The sequence below is a fragment of the Rhodococcus sp. IEGM 27 genome (assembly GCF_033142305.1).
GTDB classification, from domain to species: Bacteria; Actinomycetota; Actinomycetes; order Mycobacteriales; family Mycobacteriaceae; genus Rhodococcus_F; species Rhodococcus_F oxybenzonivorans.
This window is the reverse complement of the sequence record NZ_JAWLSG010000001.1, coordinates 769,024-783,220: the sequence shown is the minus strand read 5'-3', so window position 1 is coordinate 783,220 and position 14,197 is coordinate 769,024. Positions and strand designations below refer to the sequence as shown.

Below are 14,197 nucleotides of genomic sequence, written 5' to 3'. Positions count from 1 at the left end.
ACTCACTTACGTCACATTTCCCGTCGATCGGTCGGCCCTGTGGGTCGAGATTGGCTGAGTTACTTCCTGTTCGGCGAGGTCGGGCCGCTTTCCGCCGAGCCCTGGCAGCAGCGTGCTGCCCCGGTAGGTGAGGACCGTCTGCACCAGCCCGACGGTCATGACCGCCGACACCACGGTGAATCCGATCCAGTACTCGGTGGGGAGCAGGACGCCCAGCGCACCGCCCACAACCCAGCTGAGCTGCAGCACCGTCTCGGAACGACCGAATCCCGAGGCGATCGATTCTTCCGGCAGATCGTGTTGCAAGGATGCGTCCAGCGACACCTTGGCCAGGGCGCTCGCCGCCGACCCGACGAGGGTGGCAACGGCTGCGGTGAGCAGGTTGTCGGTGACGGCAGCGATCACGGCCACCACCCAGACGGCGCCCGTGCAGCGCAAAACGATCAGAGCGGGACGACCGAGTTTGAGGCGGGCGCCGGCGGCGTTGCCGGTGAAGTTCCCGATGCCGGCAGCCGCCCCGACCAAGCCCAGCATCGCGGCCTGGATCAGTGGTTCGTGGTCGGTCCGGGACTTCGCCACGAACGCGATGTACAGGGTGAGGAACCCGGTGAGCACGCGGATCGTGCTGTTGCCCCACAGCCCGGTGATGACCGCCCGTCCCAGCGGCTGCCTGCGCTTACCCGACTTGATGCCGGCGTCCGCCTCCGGCATCACGCGGGTGCGGTCGATGACCTCGGTGCGCCGGTCGTCACCGTGGTAGGTGAGGGTGGCCGGGACCTCGCCTTCGGTCACCTCCACCCACGACGGGATACGCATGCTCAGGTAGGCACCGAGAACGGTGATCACCGCGGCCAGCCACAACGTCGCCATGGACGATCCGGTGACCAGTGCGAGAGCGCCCGCGAGAGCGCCCGCGCCGATGGTTCCGCCGAGGAGACCGAACACCGTGAGCCGGGAGTTGACCCGGACGAGGTCGATCTCGGGCGGTAGCACTCGTGGTGTGACAGCGCTCTTGAGGACCGAGAACGACTTACTGAGCACCATCATCCCGAGTGCGGCGGGATAGAGCACCCAGCTGTCGAAGTTGAAGACCAGGATGATCGCGAGCGCGGTACGCAGTCCGAACGACGATGCGAGGGCGATGCGCCGACCGTGCTGAAGACGGTCGAGCATCGGGCCGATCAGTGGGGCGATGACCGCGAACGGGGCGATGGTGATCAGAAGGTACAGCGCGACCTTGGTCTTGTCCTCGCCCGTCGCCGCGGAAAAGAACAAGGTGTTCGCGAGCGCGACGGCGATGGCCGCATCGGTCGCGTTGTTGGTCATCACCGCATAGGTGAGCGCGGTGAGTCCCGATTTGTCCGCCCCGTCAGCTTTCGCTGCCCGGTGGAAAGTGGCGATCGTCCTGTTGGTCAGCTCGCGACTGCGCATGGCGGCTACCCGGGTGACCGTGAGCTTGCGCGGCATCGGCGGCGCCTTGGGTGCGTTCGCCCGGTCCTCCTCCGACCGGGATCGCTGCCCATCGCCCACCGGATGCAGGGGCGGCAACGGCGTACGTCGTCCTCCGGAGCGGGCAGCCGGAGGATAATTGTCGTAGCCGGGATGAGCGGTGGGCCCGGAATTGCCGTGGGGCGCCCGACTGCTGTCGGAGTCGAAGGGTTCGCGCGGTCCGGTCACTCCCCAATTCTGTCCTAGTCGGCGGACATCCGACCACAGCAACCCCGGGCAAGCTGGTGGGACCGGCATGTCAGGGAACGAATCGGACCTCGAACATGCGCGGCCAGTATTTTCCGGTGAGGAGGAAACGGTCGGTTCCCGGAATCTGGGCGACGCCGTTGAGGACGTCGACGTCCCGCGGCCCGGGCGGCAAGGCGTCGCGTAGTGCGCTTGCGTCTATCGCCGTGATGACGCCGCCGTCGGCGGGGTCGATACGGACGAGGGTGTCGGTGGTCCACACATTGGCGTAGATGGTGCCGTCGTCCGCGCACTCGAGTTCGTTGAGGTGCGTGACGGCAACCCCGTCCCGGCGCGCCTGGACGGAGCGCTGCGCTTCGAACGTTCGAGGGTCGCGGAAGGTGAGGGTCGACGAGCCGTCACTGGTTACGAGAGTGTCGGCAAGCGCGCATATGCCCCAGCCCTCGGCGTCCAGTGTGACCCGTCGCTGCTCGCTCAGGGTCTCCCGGTCCCGCGCGATGGCCACCCCGTCACGCCAGGTCAGCTGCCACACCGTGTCGTCGACGACCGTGATGCCCTCGCCGAACAGTGGGGGAGGGAGCTCGGCCCGAGCGCGGACGGTCCCGCTGCCCAGGTTCGTCGCACGAACCCAGGACTCGCCGCTTCGACCTGTCCCCTCGAAGAGATCGTCGCCGGCGATCTCGAGCCCCTGTGTGAAGGCATTCGGGTCGTGATCGAGGGTGCGCAGTATCTCGACACGCAGCTCGGCGTCGGGGGCATCGGCCGCTGTGGGTGCCTGCGCGGAGCAGGAGGTCACCATCATCGCGACCCCGAGGAGGGGCGCCGCGAGTGCGGGGACGAGGTGCCTTCCGCCGGTCATCGGACCAGCATGACAGCCCAGGTGGGCATCCACTTGCGGTGGTGCGGCAAACTGGTGGTGTGAGTGTTGCTTCTTCCGACGAGCGCGCAGTGTCGCGCCCCGTACTGACCGACGCCGTCGAGCTCGCCCGAACCGCGCTGGCCGAACTGCAGGACGGGGGAATCGGCGAGTACCTGGGTGTCACCACCGAGGACGAGTGCGCCGCGACTCACCGTTTCGTTGCCGACCTTCCGGGCTACCGGGGCTGGCAGTGGGCGGTGGTGGTGGCCGCTGATCCCGCGGCGGATCACGCCACCGTCAGCGAGATCGCCCTCCTTCCCGGACCCGATGCCCTCGTCGCCCCCGACTGGATTCCCTGGGATCAGCGCATCCGGCCAGGTGACCTGTCGGCCGGTGATCTGCTGGCACCCCCGGCCGGCGACCCCCGGCTCGTTCCCGGCTACGTCGCCAACGGCGACCCAGAGGTCGACGACGTCGCCCTCGAAATCGGGCTCGGCCGCAAACAGGTGATGAGCCTCGAGGGCCGTCTCGACGCCGCGCAGCGCTGGCACGACGGCGAGTACGGTCCGGATTCGGAGATGGCCAGGGCGGCCCCGTCCACGTGCTCCCTGTGCGGGTTCTATCTGCCGCTCGCCGGGTCGCTGCATCGAGCGTTCGGCGTGTGCGGCAACGAGTTGGCGGCGGACGGGCACGTCGTCGACGCCGACTACGGATGCGGGGCCCATTCGGACACCTCGCTGCCGTCGGGTGCCGGTTCGCCGCAGTTCGACGCCTACGACGACGGCGCCGTCGAGATGGTCGAGGGTCCGACCGGAACCGACTCCGGGAACGCCGACACCGACGCGGAGACAGTGACGGCCGAGGCGACCGCGGCCGGGAACTCCGACGTGGAGGATTCCGCATCGACCAGCTAGCCGATCCTTTCGGCACGGGTGCCCTTCGGGACTCGACGCTGCACGCGTGGCGCACCTCACCCACCCGGTTGAGGGAAGACGCCGCCGCGGAGTCCGATCTCGTCCATGCCGGTTACCGCGACCGGTTGCTGACCGAGCTGGCTCAGAACGCCGCCGACGCGGCAGCGCGCGCGGGCGTGCCCGGTGAGCTCTGGGTGCGTCTCGACGGACGCGTGCTGAGCGTCGCCAATACGGGTGCGCCGCTGGACGAGTCCGGGGTGCAGGCTCTCGTCGCCCTCCGCGCGTCGAACAAGTCGGCGGGCACGGTCGGCCGTTACGGGGTTGGTTTCACCGCGGTGTTGTCGGTGAGTGACGAGGTGGAGTTGCGCTCGTCGTCCGGTTCGGTCGTTTTCTCTTCGCGGCGCACGCGATCTGCGCTCGCGGAGTTCGACGGCGCCGATCCGGGTGCCGATGTTCCGGCGCTGCGCCTCGCGTGGCCCACCGCCCACCGTCCCGTCGCGGGGGCGACGTCCGAGGTCGTCTTGACCCTGCGCGACACCGTCGACGCGACCGCGTTGCTGGCCCACATGGCCCGCGAGGCGCCGGACCTGCTGCTCGAGCTTCCTGCCCTGGACTCGATTACCGTGGCGGGCAGGGAGTTTCGAAGACGGGAGCGCCCACTGGCATCCGGGCTGACCGACATCGCCATCGGCGACGACCACTGGTGGCAATTCGAGTCCGTGCGGGCCCGGTGGCTGGTCCGCGTGGTCGACGGCGTCGTGCGCCCCTCTGCCGACGACGTTCTGCGCGCCCCCACTCGCTCGGACGAGGAACTGTCGATCCCGGCAATGTTGATAGCGGACATTGCGATGCAGCCCGATCGCCGCCGCGTGCTGCCCGGCGCATCGCTTGCCGAGGTAACGGTCGGTTACGCCGACTTCGTGGCGGCATTGCCCCCGAAACAACGACCGGCGCTGGTCCCCTTGCCGGGTTTCGCTCGCAGCGAGGTCGATTCGGCTCTGCGGGAACGGCTGCTCACCGAACTGCGGGAGAAACCGTGGCTTCCCACAGTCGGTGGGAAGGACAGGGCGCCCAACCGGGCATCGGTCGTACCCGGACTCAGTGACGAACTCGCCGAACTCCTCGCCGACATCGTGGACGGCCTGGTGGTACCGGAACTGTCCGGACCGCGCTGGGCCCCCGCTCTGGCCGCCGTCGACACCCACAGGATCGGACTCGCCCGCATCGCCGAACTGATCAGCGGGATCGACCGCGAGCCGACGTGGTGGGCTCGCCTGTACGCCGCGCTCGAACCTTTGGCCATCGACGCACTCGCGGCCGAGGAACTGGCCTCCATTCCCGTGCCGCTGTCGGACGGGCGCACGGTGACCGGACCGCGAACGGTATTGCTGGGCCACGACATCGGAGACGTTCTCGGTGTCGACTGGACGCGGCTGGTCCACCCCGAGGCGGCGCACCCGCTGCTGTCGAGGCTCGGCGCCAAGACCGCGACCGCCGTCGACCTGCTGTCCGACCCGGCACTGCGGGCCGAGATCGAGGACCTCGATCACGACGACGTGGCGGCGGCCGAGGAATTGTCCACGGTGGTGCTCGCGCTCGCCGCACACGCCGAGCCCGGTGCCCTGCCGTCGTGGGTGGGCGAACTCCTTCTGCCCGACATCGACGGCGAGTTGCGCGGCGCCGACGAATTGCTCCTACCCGGTGCACCTCTCGCGGCGGTTCTGGTGGACGACTCGCCGTTCGCGTCGGTGGACCCGGATTTCGCCGAGCGGGTGGGCGAGACTGCATTGCGTGCCGTCGGTGTGGGCTGGGGCTTCACCGTGCTGCGCGCAGAACTGCCCACCGGGCCCGATCACGACCTCGACGACGAGAACCGCTGGTGGGACACACTCGAAGACGATCCCGAGACGATCGACGCCGTCCGTGACCTCGACCTCGTGGACGAGGATCGCTGGGCGACGGCTCTGACCATGCTCGCGACGGATCCGTCGACCCGCCCACTGCTCGCGGACCGCGGCGGCTACACGGCGTGGTGGCTTCGGCACAACGCCGAACTGGACGGCCAGGTCCTGGGATTGCTCCGCGAACCGGGCGATGACACGTTCACCGGGCTACTGGACGCCGTCGATCATCCGGAATCGGGCGTGTTCGCCGCGGCGCTCGCCTCACCCGCCGTCGATTCTCCCGAACTGGCGCAGCTCCTCCTCGATCGTCTCGCCGACTCCCGACGGCAACCTTCCCCGGCGGTGATCGTGCGCACGCACACCCTGCTGGGCGCGGCCGCTGCTGCGGGGGTCCTCGACCTCGACGAACTACACCTGCCGGACCATGTGCGCGCCGTCACCGGCGCGGTGATCGACGCCGGCGCGGCGCTGGTGCTCGACAAGCCGTGGTTGTCCGCCGCAGTCCCGCACGACCGTCTGGTCGCGGGGGCCCTCGACACCGGTGAGGCACTGGCCGACCTGCTCGATGTCGCCACAGCCTCCGCGGCGGTGCGGAGCGTCGTGACCAGCACCGGCCGCCCGGTGTCGTGGGAGCTCGAACCGACGGCAGTGCTCGCCCACGTCAGCATCGGCCGGCCCCTGCCCCACGGCAAGGTCGTGGTTCATCCGCAGCTCACCGTATCGCTCACCGGTGCCCTCGATGCCGAAGTGACCGTTCCGTGGTGGGTGGACGAAGACGGCACCACACACGTCTCCGAGTCCTGGGCGGCAGCCACCTGGGGTGTGCCCGATGCTCGTTGACAGCAGTGTCCTGAACGGGGTGATCGAGGACCGGCCGGTGTGGCTGGTCGACGTCGTCACGGCGATCACGAACAGCGGGGGAACCGTAGCCGCGTGGATCATCTCGGTCGTACTCACCATCACTCTGCTGCGGCAGGACCGCCGACGGGACGCCCTGCTCGTCGGCGGCGCGATGCTGTCCGGCTGGGCGGTGATGAGCGGCCTGAAACAACTGTTCCGGCGCGACCGACCACCGCTCCCCGAACGGCTGGTGAACATCTCGACCTACTCGTTCCCGTCCGGCCACGCCATGATGACCGCCATCCTGGCCTGTGTCGTCGGCACCCTGGTCGTTCGCCTCGTCGTGCTTCCTCGTGTCCGCGCGGCAGCGCTGACCCTGCTCGGGCTCTACACGCTGATGGTCGGGCTGTCGCGGGTCTACCTCGCGGCGCACTGGATCACCGACGTCCTCGCCGGCTGGGTCTTCGGGGCACTGTGGGCGGCCTTCTGGATCCTGCTGACCCGCTCACCCGCCCGCACCCGCACCTAGAGCAGACCCTGCTGTGCCCCCCGACTGCCGCGCCTCGCCGCCCGCCGCTGCAGCGCGAACAATCCGTAGCCGAGGAATCCGACGACGACGCCCGCGATACACGTCGGCAGCGCATCCGCCCACCGGTCGCCCGTGACGATCACCACGACCATCGCCACAACCCACGCAAGCGTGCCCAGGATCAGTGCAGGTCGCGGGTCGGCGAGGCGCCGCGTGAGGGGCTGTCGGTCTTCGGTCTCGTTCACCGAAAGAACGCTACCCTCGTCATCGTGCCCTAATCTCCAGTAGCGACGCGCGACTTCTGGCGATGGGGATTGAGAACATGGGTGCAGCTCCGACACTGCTCGACAACTACTTCAAGATCACCGAACGTGGTTCGACGGTGGGCACGGAAATCCGCGGCGGTGTGGTCAGCTTCGTCGCGATGGCGTACATCGTGGTCCTCAACCCGTTGATTCTCGGCAGTTTCTCCGCGGACGACGCCGTCGCCAAGACGGACGTCCTCGGCAACATCCTCCCCGTCAACCAAGTGGCGGCGGTCACCGCCCTCGTGGCCGGGCTGATGAGCATCGTCTTCGGCATCGTGGCCAACTATCCCTTCGCGATCGCGGCGGGCCTCGGTATCAACAGTCTCCTCGCCGTCACCATCGCGCCGCAGGTCACCTGGCCGGAGGCGATGGGCCTGGTGGTGATCGACGGAATCATCATCGTCGTCCTGGCGCTCACCGGTTTCCGGACCGCGGTGTTCAACGCCATTCCGCCCGAACTGAAATCCGCGATCGCCGCCGGCATCGGAATGTTCATCGCGTTCATCGGCCTCGTGGACGCCGGATTCGTGCGACGCATTCCCGACGCTGCCGGAACGACGGTCCCAGTGGGACTCGGCATCAACGGATCTATTTCTTCCTGGCCCACAGTGACCTTCGTGTTCGGTGTCCTGCTGATGGGCGTTCTGGTAGTCCGCAAGGTGCGCGGTGGATTGCTGATCGGCATCGTCGTCACCACCGTGCTGGCGGCGATCATCGAGGCGGTCGCCGGAGTGGGCCCGTCGCTCGGAGTGAACCCGAACGGTTGGAACCTCAGTGTGCCCGCGGCTCCCGATGTCGTCGCAGAACTCCCAGACCTGAGCCTCGTCGGCGACGTCAGCCTCTTCGGCGCCTTCGTCCGCATCGGCGTGCTGGCCGCGAGCCTTCTCGTGTTCACTCTCGTGCTCGCCAACTTCTTCGACGCCATGGGCACCATGACCGGCCTCGGCAAGGAAGCCGGTCTCACCGACCAGGAGGGCAACCTGCCCAACATCGGGCGGGCGCTCGTCGTGGAGGGAACCGGCGCTATCGTCGGTGGTGGCGCATCCGCTTCGTCCAACACGGTCTTCGTGGAGTCCGCATCCGGCATCGCCGAGGGCGCGCGCACCGGCCTGGCGAATGTCGTGACGGGACTGCTCTTCCTGGCCGCGATGTTCCTCACCCCGCTGTACTCGGTGGTGCCGATCGAGGCGGCCGCCCCAGCCCTGGTTGTGGTGGGCGCCATGATGATCGGCCAGGTTCGCGACATCGACTTCTCGAAGTTCTCGATCGCGTTGCCCGCGTTCCTCACCATCGTCGTGATGCCGTTCACCTACTCGATCGCCAACGGCATCGGTGTCGGCTTCATATCCTGGGTGGTCCTGAACGCTGCGAGTGGCGGTGTCAAGAAGATTCACCCGTTGATGTGGGTGGTGGCACTGCTGTTCGTGGCGTACTTCGCAGTGGACCCGATCACCGACGCAGTAACGTAAACGACGGCCCATCGGTCCCGTATTGTCATTCCCGTGACCACGGATACGCGCGCACTCGCCAGCGACCTCTCTTTGGCCGTCGTGCGCCTCACGCGTCATCTGCGTGGGCGTCGCGTCGACGCCCAGGTGTCGCTCACCCAGCTGTCTGCGCTGGCCACCCTTGCGCGTGACGGAGCCATGACGCCGGGCAATCTCGCCGCCCGTGAGAAGGTACAGCCGCCGTCGATGACCCGGGTCATCGCCTCGCTCGTCGATCTGGGACTGGTCGAGCGCGCAGCGCATCCCACCGACGGCCGCCAGATCATCGTCACACTCTCCGATGCCGGTCACGCGTTGATCGCCGACGAGACGCACGCCCGTGAAGCCTGGATGAACGAGCGGCTGTCCGGACTCGACGAGGACCAGTTGAAAACGCTCCGCGACGCGGTCGGCATCATCACGGCCATTGTCGCCGACTCCGAGTAGCCGCACCGGAGCGCAGGTGCTTCGGCCGCCGGGAGCAAGATGGAACGGTGCCACCCGAACCTGACGCCGCCTCACCCGCCCGGCAGAAGACCGGAATGTTCGCCGCCCTGCATACCCGCAACTACCGGTTGTGGGCCTCGGGGCAGATCGTGTCCCTCGTCGGGACGTGGATGCAACGGGTGGCGCAGGACTGGCTCGTCCTGACCCTGTCGGACGGCAACGCCCTCGCGGTGGGCATCGTGATGGCACTGCAGTTCGGGCCGACCCTGTTCCTGTCCGTGTGGGGTGGCGTGCTCGCCGACCGCTACGACAAGCGGCGAATCCTGATCACCACTCAGGTGGCGATGGCGTTGTGCGGCCTGGCGCTCGGCCTGCTTGACGTGGGTGGGGTGGTCGTGCTGTGGCACGTGTACCTGATTGCCTTCGTGCTGGGTTGCGCGTCGGCGATCGATGCACCGGTCCGTCAATCGTTCACCATCGAAATGGTCGGCAGGGATTTCCTTCCCAATGCCATCGCGCTCAACTCGATGACCTTCAACACCGCGCGCATCATCGGCCCGGCGGTGTCCGGGGTGCTCATCACCCTCATCGGCACGGGCTGGGTGTTCCTCCTCAACGCAGCCACGTTCACCGGGGTGCTGGTCGCGCTGGTGATGATGAATACGCGGGAACTGTTCACAGCGCCGCCCGCGGAACGCGGTAAAGGGCAGGTGCGGGCGGGCTTTCGTTATGTGTGGGGCCGCGCCGATCTGCGGGTGCTCATGATCGCGGTGTTCCTGGTGTCGACGTTCGGGCTGAACTTTGCCCTCAGCCTGGCTGTGCTCGCCCGCAACACCTTCGGGCAAGGCGCGGACGCCTACGGGCTGCTCTCCACCACCCTGGCCGTCGGCACGCTCGCGGGCGCCACGATCGCCGCGAAGCGCCGGACACCGCCGCGATTGCGTACGTTCCTCGGTGCCGCGGCAGCGTTCGGCGCATTCGAGATTCTCGTCGGACTCATGCCCACCTACCTTCTCGTGGCCGTCATGCTGGTGCCCACCGGGGCGCTCACCCTCACGTTCACCACGGCGGCGATGAACATTCTCCAGATGTCGGTGCCGTCGGAGATGCGGGGCCGGGTGATGGGTATCTACATGCTCTGCTTCCTCGGTGGCACTCCGCTGGGCAGTCCCGTTCTGGGCTGGCTCGCCGACGTCCTCGACCCGCGTGCACCCCTCGTGATCGGCGGTGTCATCTCATTGGTCAGCGGCCTCGGCGCTGCCCTGTACCTGATGCGGCACGCGAAGGTGCGACTGAAGGTGCGCAGACCGGATGCGGGCCGCTACCTTCCGGTGTTCGAGCTGCATAACGTCGTCGACCCGCACCCGGTCGTGGTGTGCGACGCCACCGAGCAGGCGGTGGAAGCCGGCCGCGACTCGCGGCCCTGACGGCTGCCGCGACCGTTCAGACGCCGACCGCCGTCGCCACGGCCCGCCGGGTCAGCACTCTCGCGAGGTGGCTGCGGTAGTCGGCGTCGGCGTTACCGTCGGTGACCGGGTCGGTGCCCTCGGCCGCGTGCTCGGCGGCCGCCCGGATCAACTCCGGATCGGCGGCATTGCCGACGAGCGCGTCCTCGACGCCGCGAGCGCGCACCGGCACGGAGCCCATGTTGGTCAGCGCTACCCGGGCCTGGAGGATGGTGCCGCCGTCGACCTGAATCGTCGCGGCCACCGCCACGATCGACCACGCCTCCGCGACGGTGTTGAACTTCTCGTACCGCGCCTCCCAGCCGGTGTGCTTAGGGATCCGCACATCCGCAAGTATTTCGTCCGGGTGCAGTGCCGTCGTGTAGTAGCCCTCGAAGAAGTCGGCGACCGGAATGCTTCGCCTGCCCGCGGTACCGACCGCGGTCAGGGTGGCGTCGAGTGCCAGTGCCGGTGCGCACAGGTCACCCGCCGGATCGGCATGTGCCAGAGCGCCACCCAGCGTGCCGCGGTGCCGGATCTGCGGATCGGCGACCGTGCGGGTCGCTTCGACGAGCAGCAGCGCGTGCTCCTGGACGAGCGGGTCTCGAATCATGTCGTAGTACGTGGTCATCGCGCCGATCACGATGCTGTCGCCGTCCTCGCGCACACCGCGCAACTCGACGATCCGGCCGAGATCGACGAGAGCGCTCGGCGAGGACAAGCGCAGCCGCAGCACCGGCAGCAGGCTCTGGCCGCCCGCGAGTATCTTGGCGTCGTCCCCGGCGTCGGCGAGTGCGGCCACCGCCTCTTCGACCGTGGTCGGGGCTACGTAGTCGAAGGTCGACGGAATCATCGGGCACCTCCCTGAGCGGACCGGATGGCGTTCCATACCCGCATCGGTGTACAGGGCATCGCGATGTCACGCACCCCGAACTGGCGGACGGCGTCGAGGACTGCATTGACGACGGCCGGGGTGGATGCGATCGTTCCCGCCTCACCGACCCCTTTGACGCCGAGCGGATTACCGGTGGCTGGAGTCTCGGTGCGGCCCGTGGTGAACTTCGGCAGATCCGCCGCGGACGGCACGTGGTATTCGGCGAAGGAACCCGACAGCAGAGTGCCGGACTCGTCGTACACCGCCTCCTCGTACAGGGCCTGCGCGATGCCTTGGACAAGTCCGCCGTGCACCTGACCCTCGACGATCAGCGGGTTGACCACGTGCCCGATGTCGTCGACGCACACATAGGACCGGATGCCGACCTTCCCGGTCTCGGTGTCCACCTCCACCGCGCACAGATGCGTGCCGTGCGGGAACGAGAAGTTCTCCGGGTCGTACGTGGCCTCGGAGTCCAGGTTCGGCTCCACCCCGTCGGGCAGATCGTGCGCGGCGAACACGGCGAGCGCGACGTCGGCGATGCCGACCGCCTTCTCGGTGCCCTTCACCCGGAATCGGCCCTCGGTGAATTCGAGATCGTCCTCGGCGCACTCCATCAGGTGCGCCGCGATGGGCCGGGCCTTCGCGATCACCTTCTCGGCGGCCTTCACCACCGCGATCGCCCCGACGGCCAGCGACCGTGAACCGTACGTGTCCATGCCACGTGGCGACGTCTGGGTGTCGCCGTGCAGCACCTCGACGTCCTCGAACGGAACCCCGAGCTGATCCGCGACCACCTGGCTCCACGCGGTCTCGTGTCCCTGGCCGTGCGCCGACGAACCGGTGACCACCTCGACCTTGCCGGTGGGCAGCATTCGGATCGCCGCGTGTTCCCACCCGCCGGCCCCGTAGGCCAGGGCGCCGAGGGTGCGCGACGGCGCCAGACCGCACATCTCGGTGAACGTCGACACCCCGATGCCGAGTTGCACCGGGTCCTTCCGCTCGCGGCGCTCCGCCTGTTCGCGCCGGAGCCCGTCGTAGTCGAACAACTCCCGCGCGCGCTCGGTGGCGGCCTCGTAGTTGCCGGAGTCGTAGGTCAGGCCCGCGACGGTGTCGAACGGGAACTCCTCGTGGGTGATCCAGTTCTTCGCCCGCAGTTCCAGCGGATCCATCGACAACTCGGTCGCGAGCTCGTCCATCATCCGCTCGATCGCGAACGTCGCCTCCGGCCGCCCCGCGCCGCGATAGGCGTCGGTGGGCACCTTGTTGGTGAACACGTTGGTGCACGTGAAGTGATACGCCGGGAACTTGTAGATGCCGTTGAACATGAACGCGCCCAAGATCGGCACCCCCGAGGTGACCAGGCGCAGGTACGCGCCCATGTCGGCGAGCAGTTCCACCTTCATTCCGGTGACGGTGCCGTCGCGGCGGGCGGCCAGTGTCAATTTCTGGATCTGGTCGCGCCCGTGATGCGCCGCGACCATCGATTCGCTACGCGACTCGGTGTACTTGACGGGCTTGCCGAGTCGCCGCGCGACGAGCAGCGCGATGACTTCTTCCGGCGTCACCTGAAGTTTGCCGCCGAAACCGCCGCCGACATCCGGGGCGACGACGCGCAGTTTATGTTCCGGTATGTCGAGCGTCATCGCCAGCATCAGCCGCAGGATGTGGGGGATCTGTGTGGCCGACCACATGGTGATCTGAGCGCCGGTCGGGTCGACCACCACCGAGCGGGGTTCCATGAACGCCGGGATCAGCCGCTGCTGCCGGAATGTGCGCTCGACGAGTACCTCGGCGTCGCGGATGGCCTGCTCGACGTCGCCGCCCGTGCCTGCCTCCGCAGAGTCGAAGGTCCAGGTGGCGCTGACGTTCGTCTCGAGATCCGGGTGCACGAGTTCGGCGCCGTCGGCGGACGCGGCCGCGAGATCGAGCACGACCGGCAGTTCGTCGTACTCGACGTCGATCGCTTCGAGTGCGTCGTGCGCCTCGTACGCGCTGCGCGCCACCACAACCGCGACGGCCTCGCCGGCGAAGTTCACCCTGTCGACCGCGAGGGACGGGGCGGGCGGCGACTTCATGTCCGGTGTGATCGGCCAGGCACACGGCAAGCTGCCCTGCTCGGCGGCGAGGTCGGCGCCGGTCAGGACCGCCACGACACCGGGCATCTCGCGGGCGGCGGTGGCGTCGACACCGGTGATGTGGGCGTGCGCGAACGGGCTGCGCAGGATCGCCAGGTGCTGCATACCCGGTAGCACGAGGTTGTCGGTCCAGCGGGTACGGCCCGTGACCAGATGCTCGTCCTCCTTGCGTTTGCGGGCCTTCCCGATTTCCGGTTCGGCGGTGGCGGTCATCGCACACCTCCCTGTGCGGTGTCGGTCTCCGGTGCATCCGCCGTCGTCGGTGTTTCGGTGGTGCTGCCGCCGCGCAACCGCTGCGCCGCATCCTGCACCGCACTGACGATGTTCTGGTATCCGGTGCAGCGGCACAGGTTGCCTTCCAACCCCAGCCGCACGGTCCGCTCGTCCGGGTCGGGTTCCTCGGCGAGTAGGTCGAGGGTCTGCATGATCATGCCGGGCGTGCAGTAGCCGCACTGCAGGGCGTGGTTGTCGCGGAACGCCTGCTGCACGGGGTGGAGGGTGCCGTTCCGGGACAGTCCCTCGATGGTGAGGACGTCGGCGCCGTCGGCCTGCACGGCGAGCACCGAGCAGGACTTGACGCTGTGACCGTTCAGGTGAACGGTGCACGCCCCGCAGTTGCCGGTGTCGCAGCCGATGACGGTGCCGACCTTGCCGAGCCGGTCCCGTAGGTAGTGGACGAGGAGTAGTCGTGGTTCCACCTCGTCCGTATATGCCGTTCCGTCGACGGTGACAGTGATGCGCATCGCGCCTCCAAAGC

12 protein-coding genes are annotated in these 14,197 nt (G+C 68.1%); 6 read left to right on the top strand and 6 right to left on the bottom strand.

The window, feature by feature from the left end:
• Positions 1-6: 6 nt before the first annotated feature.
• Both R4P95_RS03635 and R4P95_RS03630 read right to left on the bottom strand, forming a co-directional pair.
• Positions 7-1,677 carry an MFS transporter gene (locus R4P95_RS03635; protein ID WP_317743610.1) on the bottom strand — a complete coding sequence of 557 codons (1,671 nt, stop codon included), beginning with the start codon at positions 1,675-1,677 and terminating at the stop codon, positions 7-9.
• Positions 1,678-1,747: 70 nt separating this feature from the next.
• Positions 1,748-2,554 (bottom strand): glutaminyl-peptide cyclotransferase, encoded by an 807-nt coding sequence (locus R4P95_RS03630; protein ID WP_317743609.1) that lies wholly within the window; start codon positions 2,552-2,554, stop codon positions 1,748-1,750.
• A gap of 38 nt (positions 2,555-2,592) precedes the next feature.
• Here R4P95_RS03630 and R4P95_RS03625 point away from each other — a divergent pair, with 38 nt between their 5' ends.
• The 3 genes from R4P95_RS03625 (at position 2,593) to R4P95_RS03615 (ending at position 6,741) form a co-directional block, all read left to right on the top strand.
• A complete protein-coding gene (locus R4P95_RS03625; RefSeq protein ID WP_213573375.1) occupies positions 2,593-3,468 on the top strand; it encodes a DUF3027 domain-containing protein in 876 nt (291 codons plus the stop codon).
• A gap of 176 nt (positions 3,469-3,644) precedes the next feature.
• Complete coding sequence (locus tag R4P95_RS03620) at positions 3,645-6,212, top strand: ATP-binding protein (protein ID WP_317743938.1); 2,568 nt, start codon at positions 3,645-3,647, stop codon at positions 6,210-6,212.
• Positions 6,202-6,741 (top strand): phosphatase PAP2 family protein, encoded by a 540-nt coding sequence (locus R4P95_RS03615; protein WP_213573374.1) that lies wholly within the window; start codon positions 6,202-6,204, stop codon positions 6,739-6,741. The genes R4P95_RS03620 and R4P95_RS03615 overlap by 11 nt, the downstream gene beginning before the upstream one ends.
• Here the strand turns inward: R4P95_RS03615 and R4P95_RS03610 are convergent.
• Positions 6,738-6,986: a DUF2530 domain-containing protein gene (locus R4P95_RS03610; protein ID WP_213573373.1), complete on the bottom strand. Its 249-nt coding sequence runs from the start codon at positions 6,984-6,986 to the stop codon at positions 6,738-6,740. The two genes, R4P95_RS03615 and R4P95_RS03610, sit on opposite strands and share 4 nt — an antisense overlap.
• Before the next feature lie 77 nt (positions 6,987-7,063).
• Here R4P95_RS03610 and R4P95_RS03605 point away from each other — a divergent pair, with 77 nt between their 5' ends.
• The 3 genes from R4P95_RS03605 (at position 7,064) to R4P95_RS03595 (ending at position 10,410) form a co-directional block, all read left to right on the top strand.
• Positions 7,064-8,518 (top strand): NCS2 family permease, encoded by a 1,455-nt coding sequence (locus R4P95_RS03605; RefSeq protein ID WP_213573372.1) that lies wholly within the window; start codon positions 7,064-7,066, stop codon positions 8,516-8,518.
• 33 nt (positions 8,519-8,551) lie between these two features.
• The gene (locus R4P95_RS03600) at positions 8,552-8,983 is read left to right on the top strand and encodes a MarR family winged helix-turn-helix transcriptional regulator (protein ID WP_109327398.1); all 432 of its coding nucleotides are present in this window, start codon (positions 8,552-8,554) and stop codon (positions 8,981-8,983) included.
• A 95-nt stretch (positions 8,984-9,078) separates the two neighbouring features.
• Positions 9,079-10,410 (top strand): MFS transporter, encoded by a 1,332-nt coding sequence (locus R4P95_RS03595; protein ID WP_317743936.1) that lies wholly within the window; start codon positions 9,079-9,081, stop codon positions 10,408-10,410.
• Positions 10,411-10,426: 16 nt separating this feature from the next.
• Here R4P95_RS03595 and R4P95_RS03590 read toward each other — a convergent pair whose 3' ends face one another.
• The 3 genes from R4P95_RS03590 to R4P95_RS03580 are packed head-to-tail and all read right to left on the bottom strand — an operon-like array spanning position 10,427 to position 14,183.
• Entirely contained in the window at positions 10,427-11,281 is an 855-nt protein-coding gene (locus R4P95_RS03590; protein ID WP_317743608.1) for a xanthine dehydrogenase family protein subunit M, read from the bottom strand.
• Positions 11,278-13,653 carry a xanthine dehydrogenase family protein molybdopterin-binding subunit gene (locus tag R4P95_RS03585; RefSeq protein WP_317743606.1) on the bottom strand — a complete coding sequence of 792 codons (2,376 nt, stop codon included), beginning with the start codon at positions 13,651-13,653 and terminating at the stop codon, positions 11,278-11,280. Before R4P95_RS03585 ends, R4P95_RS03590 begins: the two co-directional genes overlap by 4 nt.
• Positions 13,650-14,183, bottom strand: a complete 534-nt coding sequence (locus R4P95_RS03580; protein ID WP_317743605.1) for a (2Fe-2S)-binding protein — start codon at positions 14,181-14,183, stop codon at positions 13,650-13,652. The genes R4P95_RS03585 and R4P95_RS03580 overlap by 4 nt, the downstream gene beginning before the upstream one ends.
• Between the last annotated feature and the right edge of the window lie 14 nt (positions 14,184-14,197).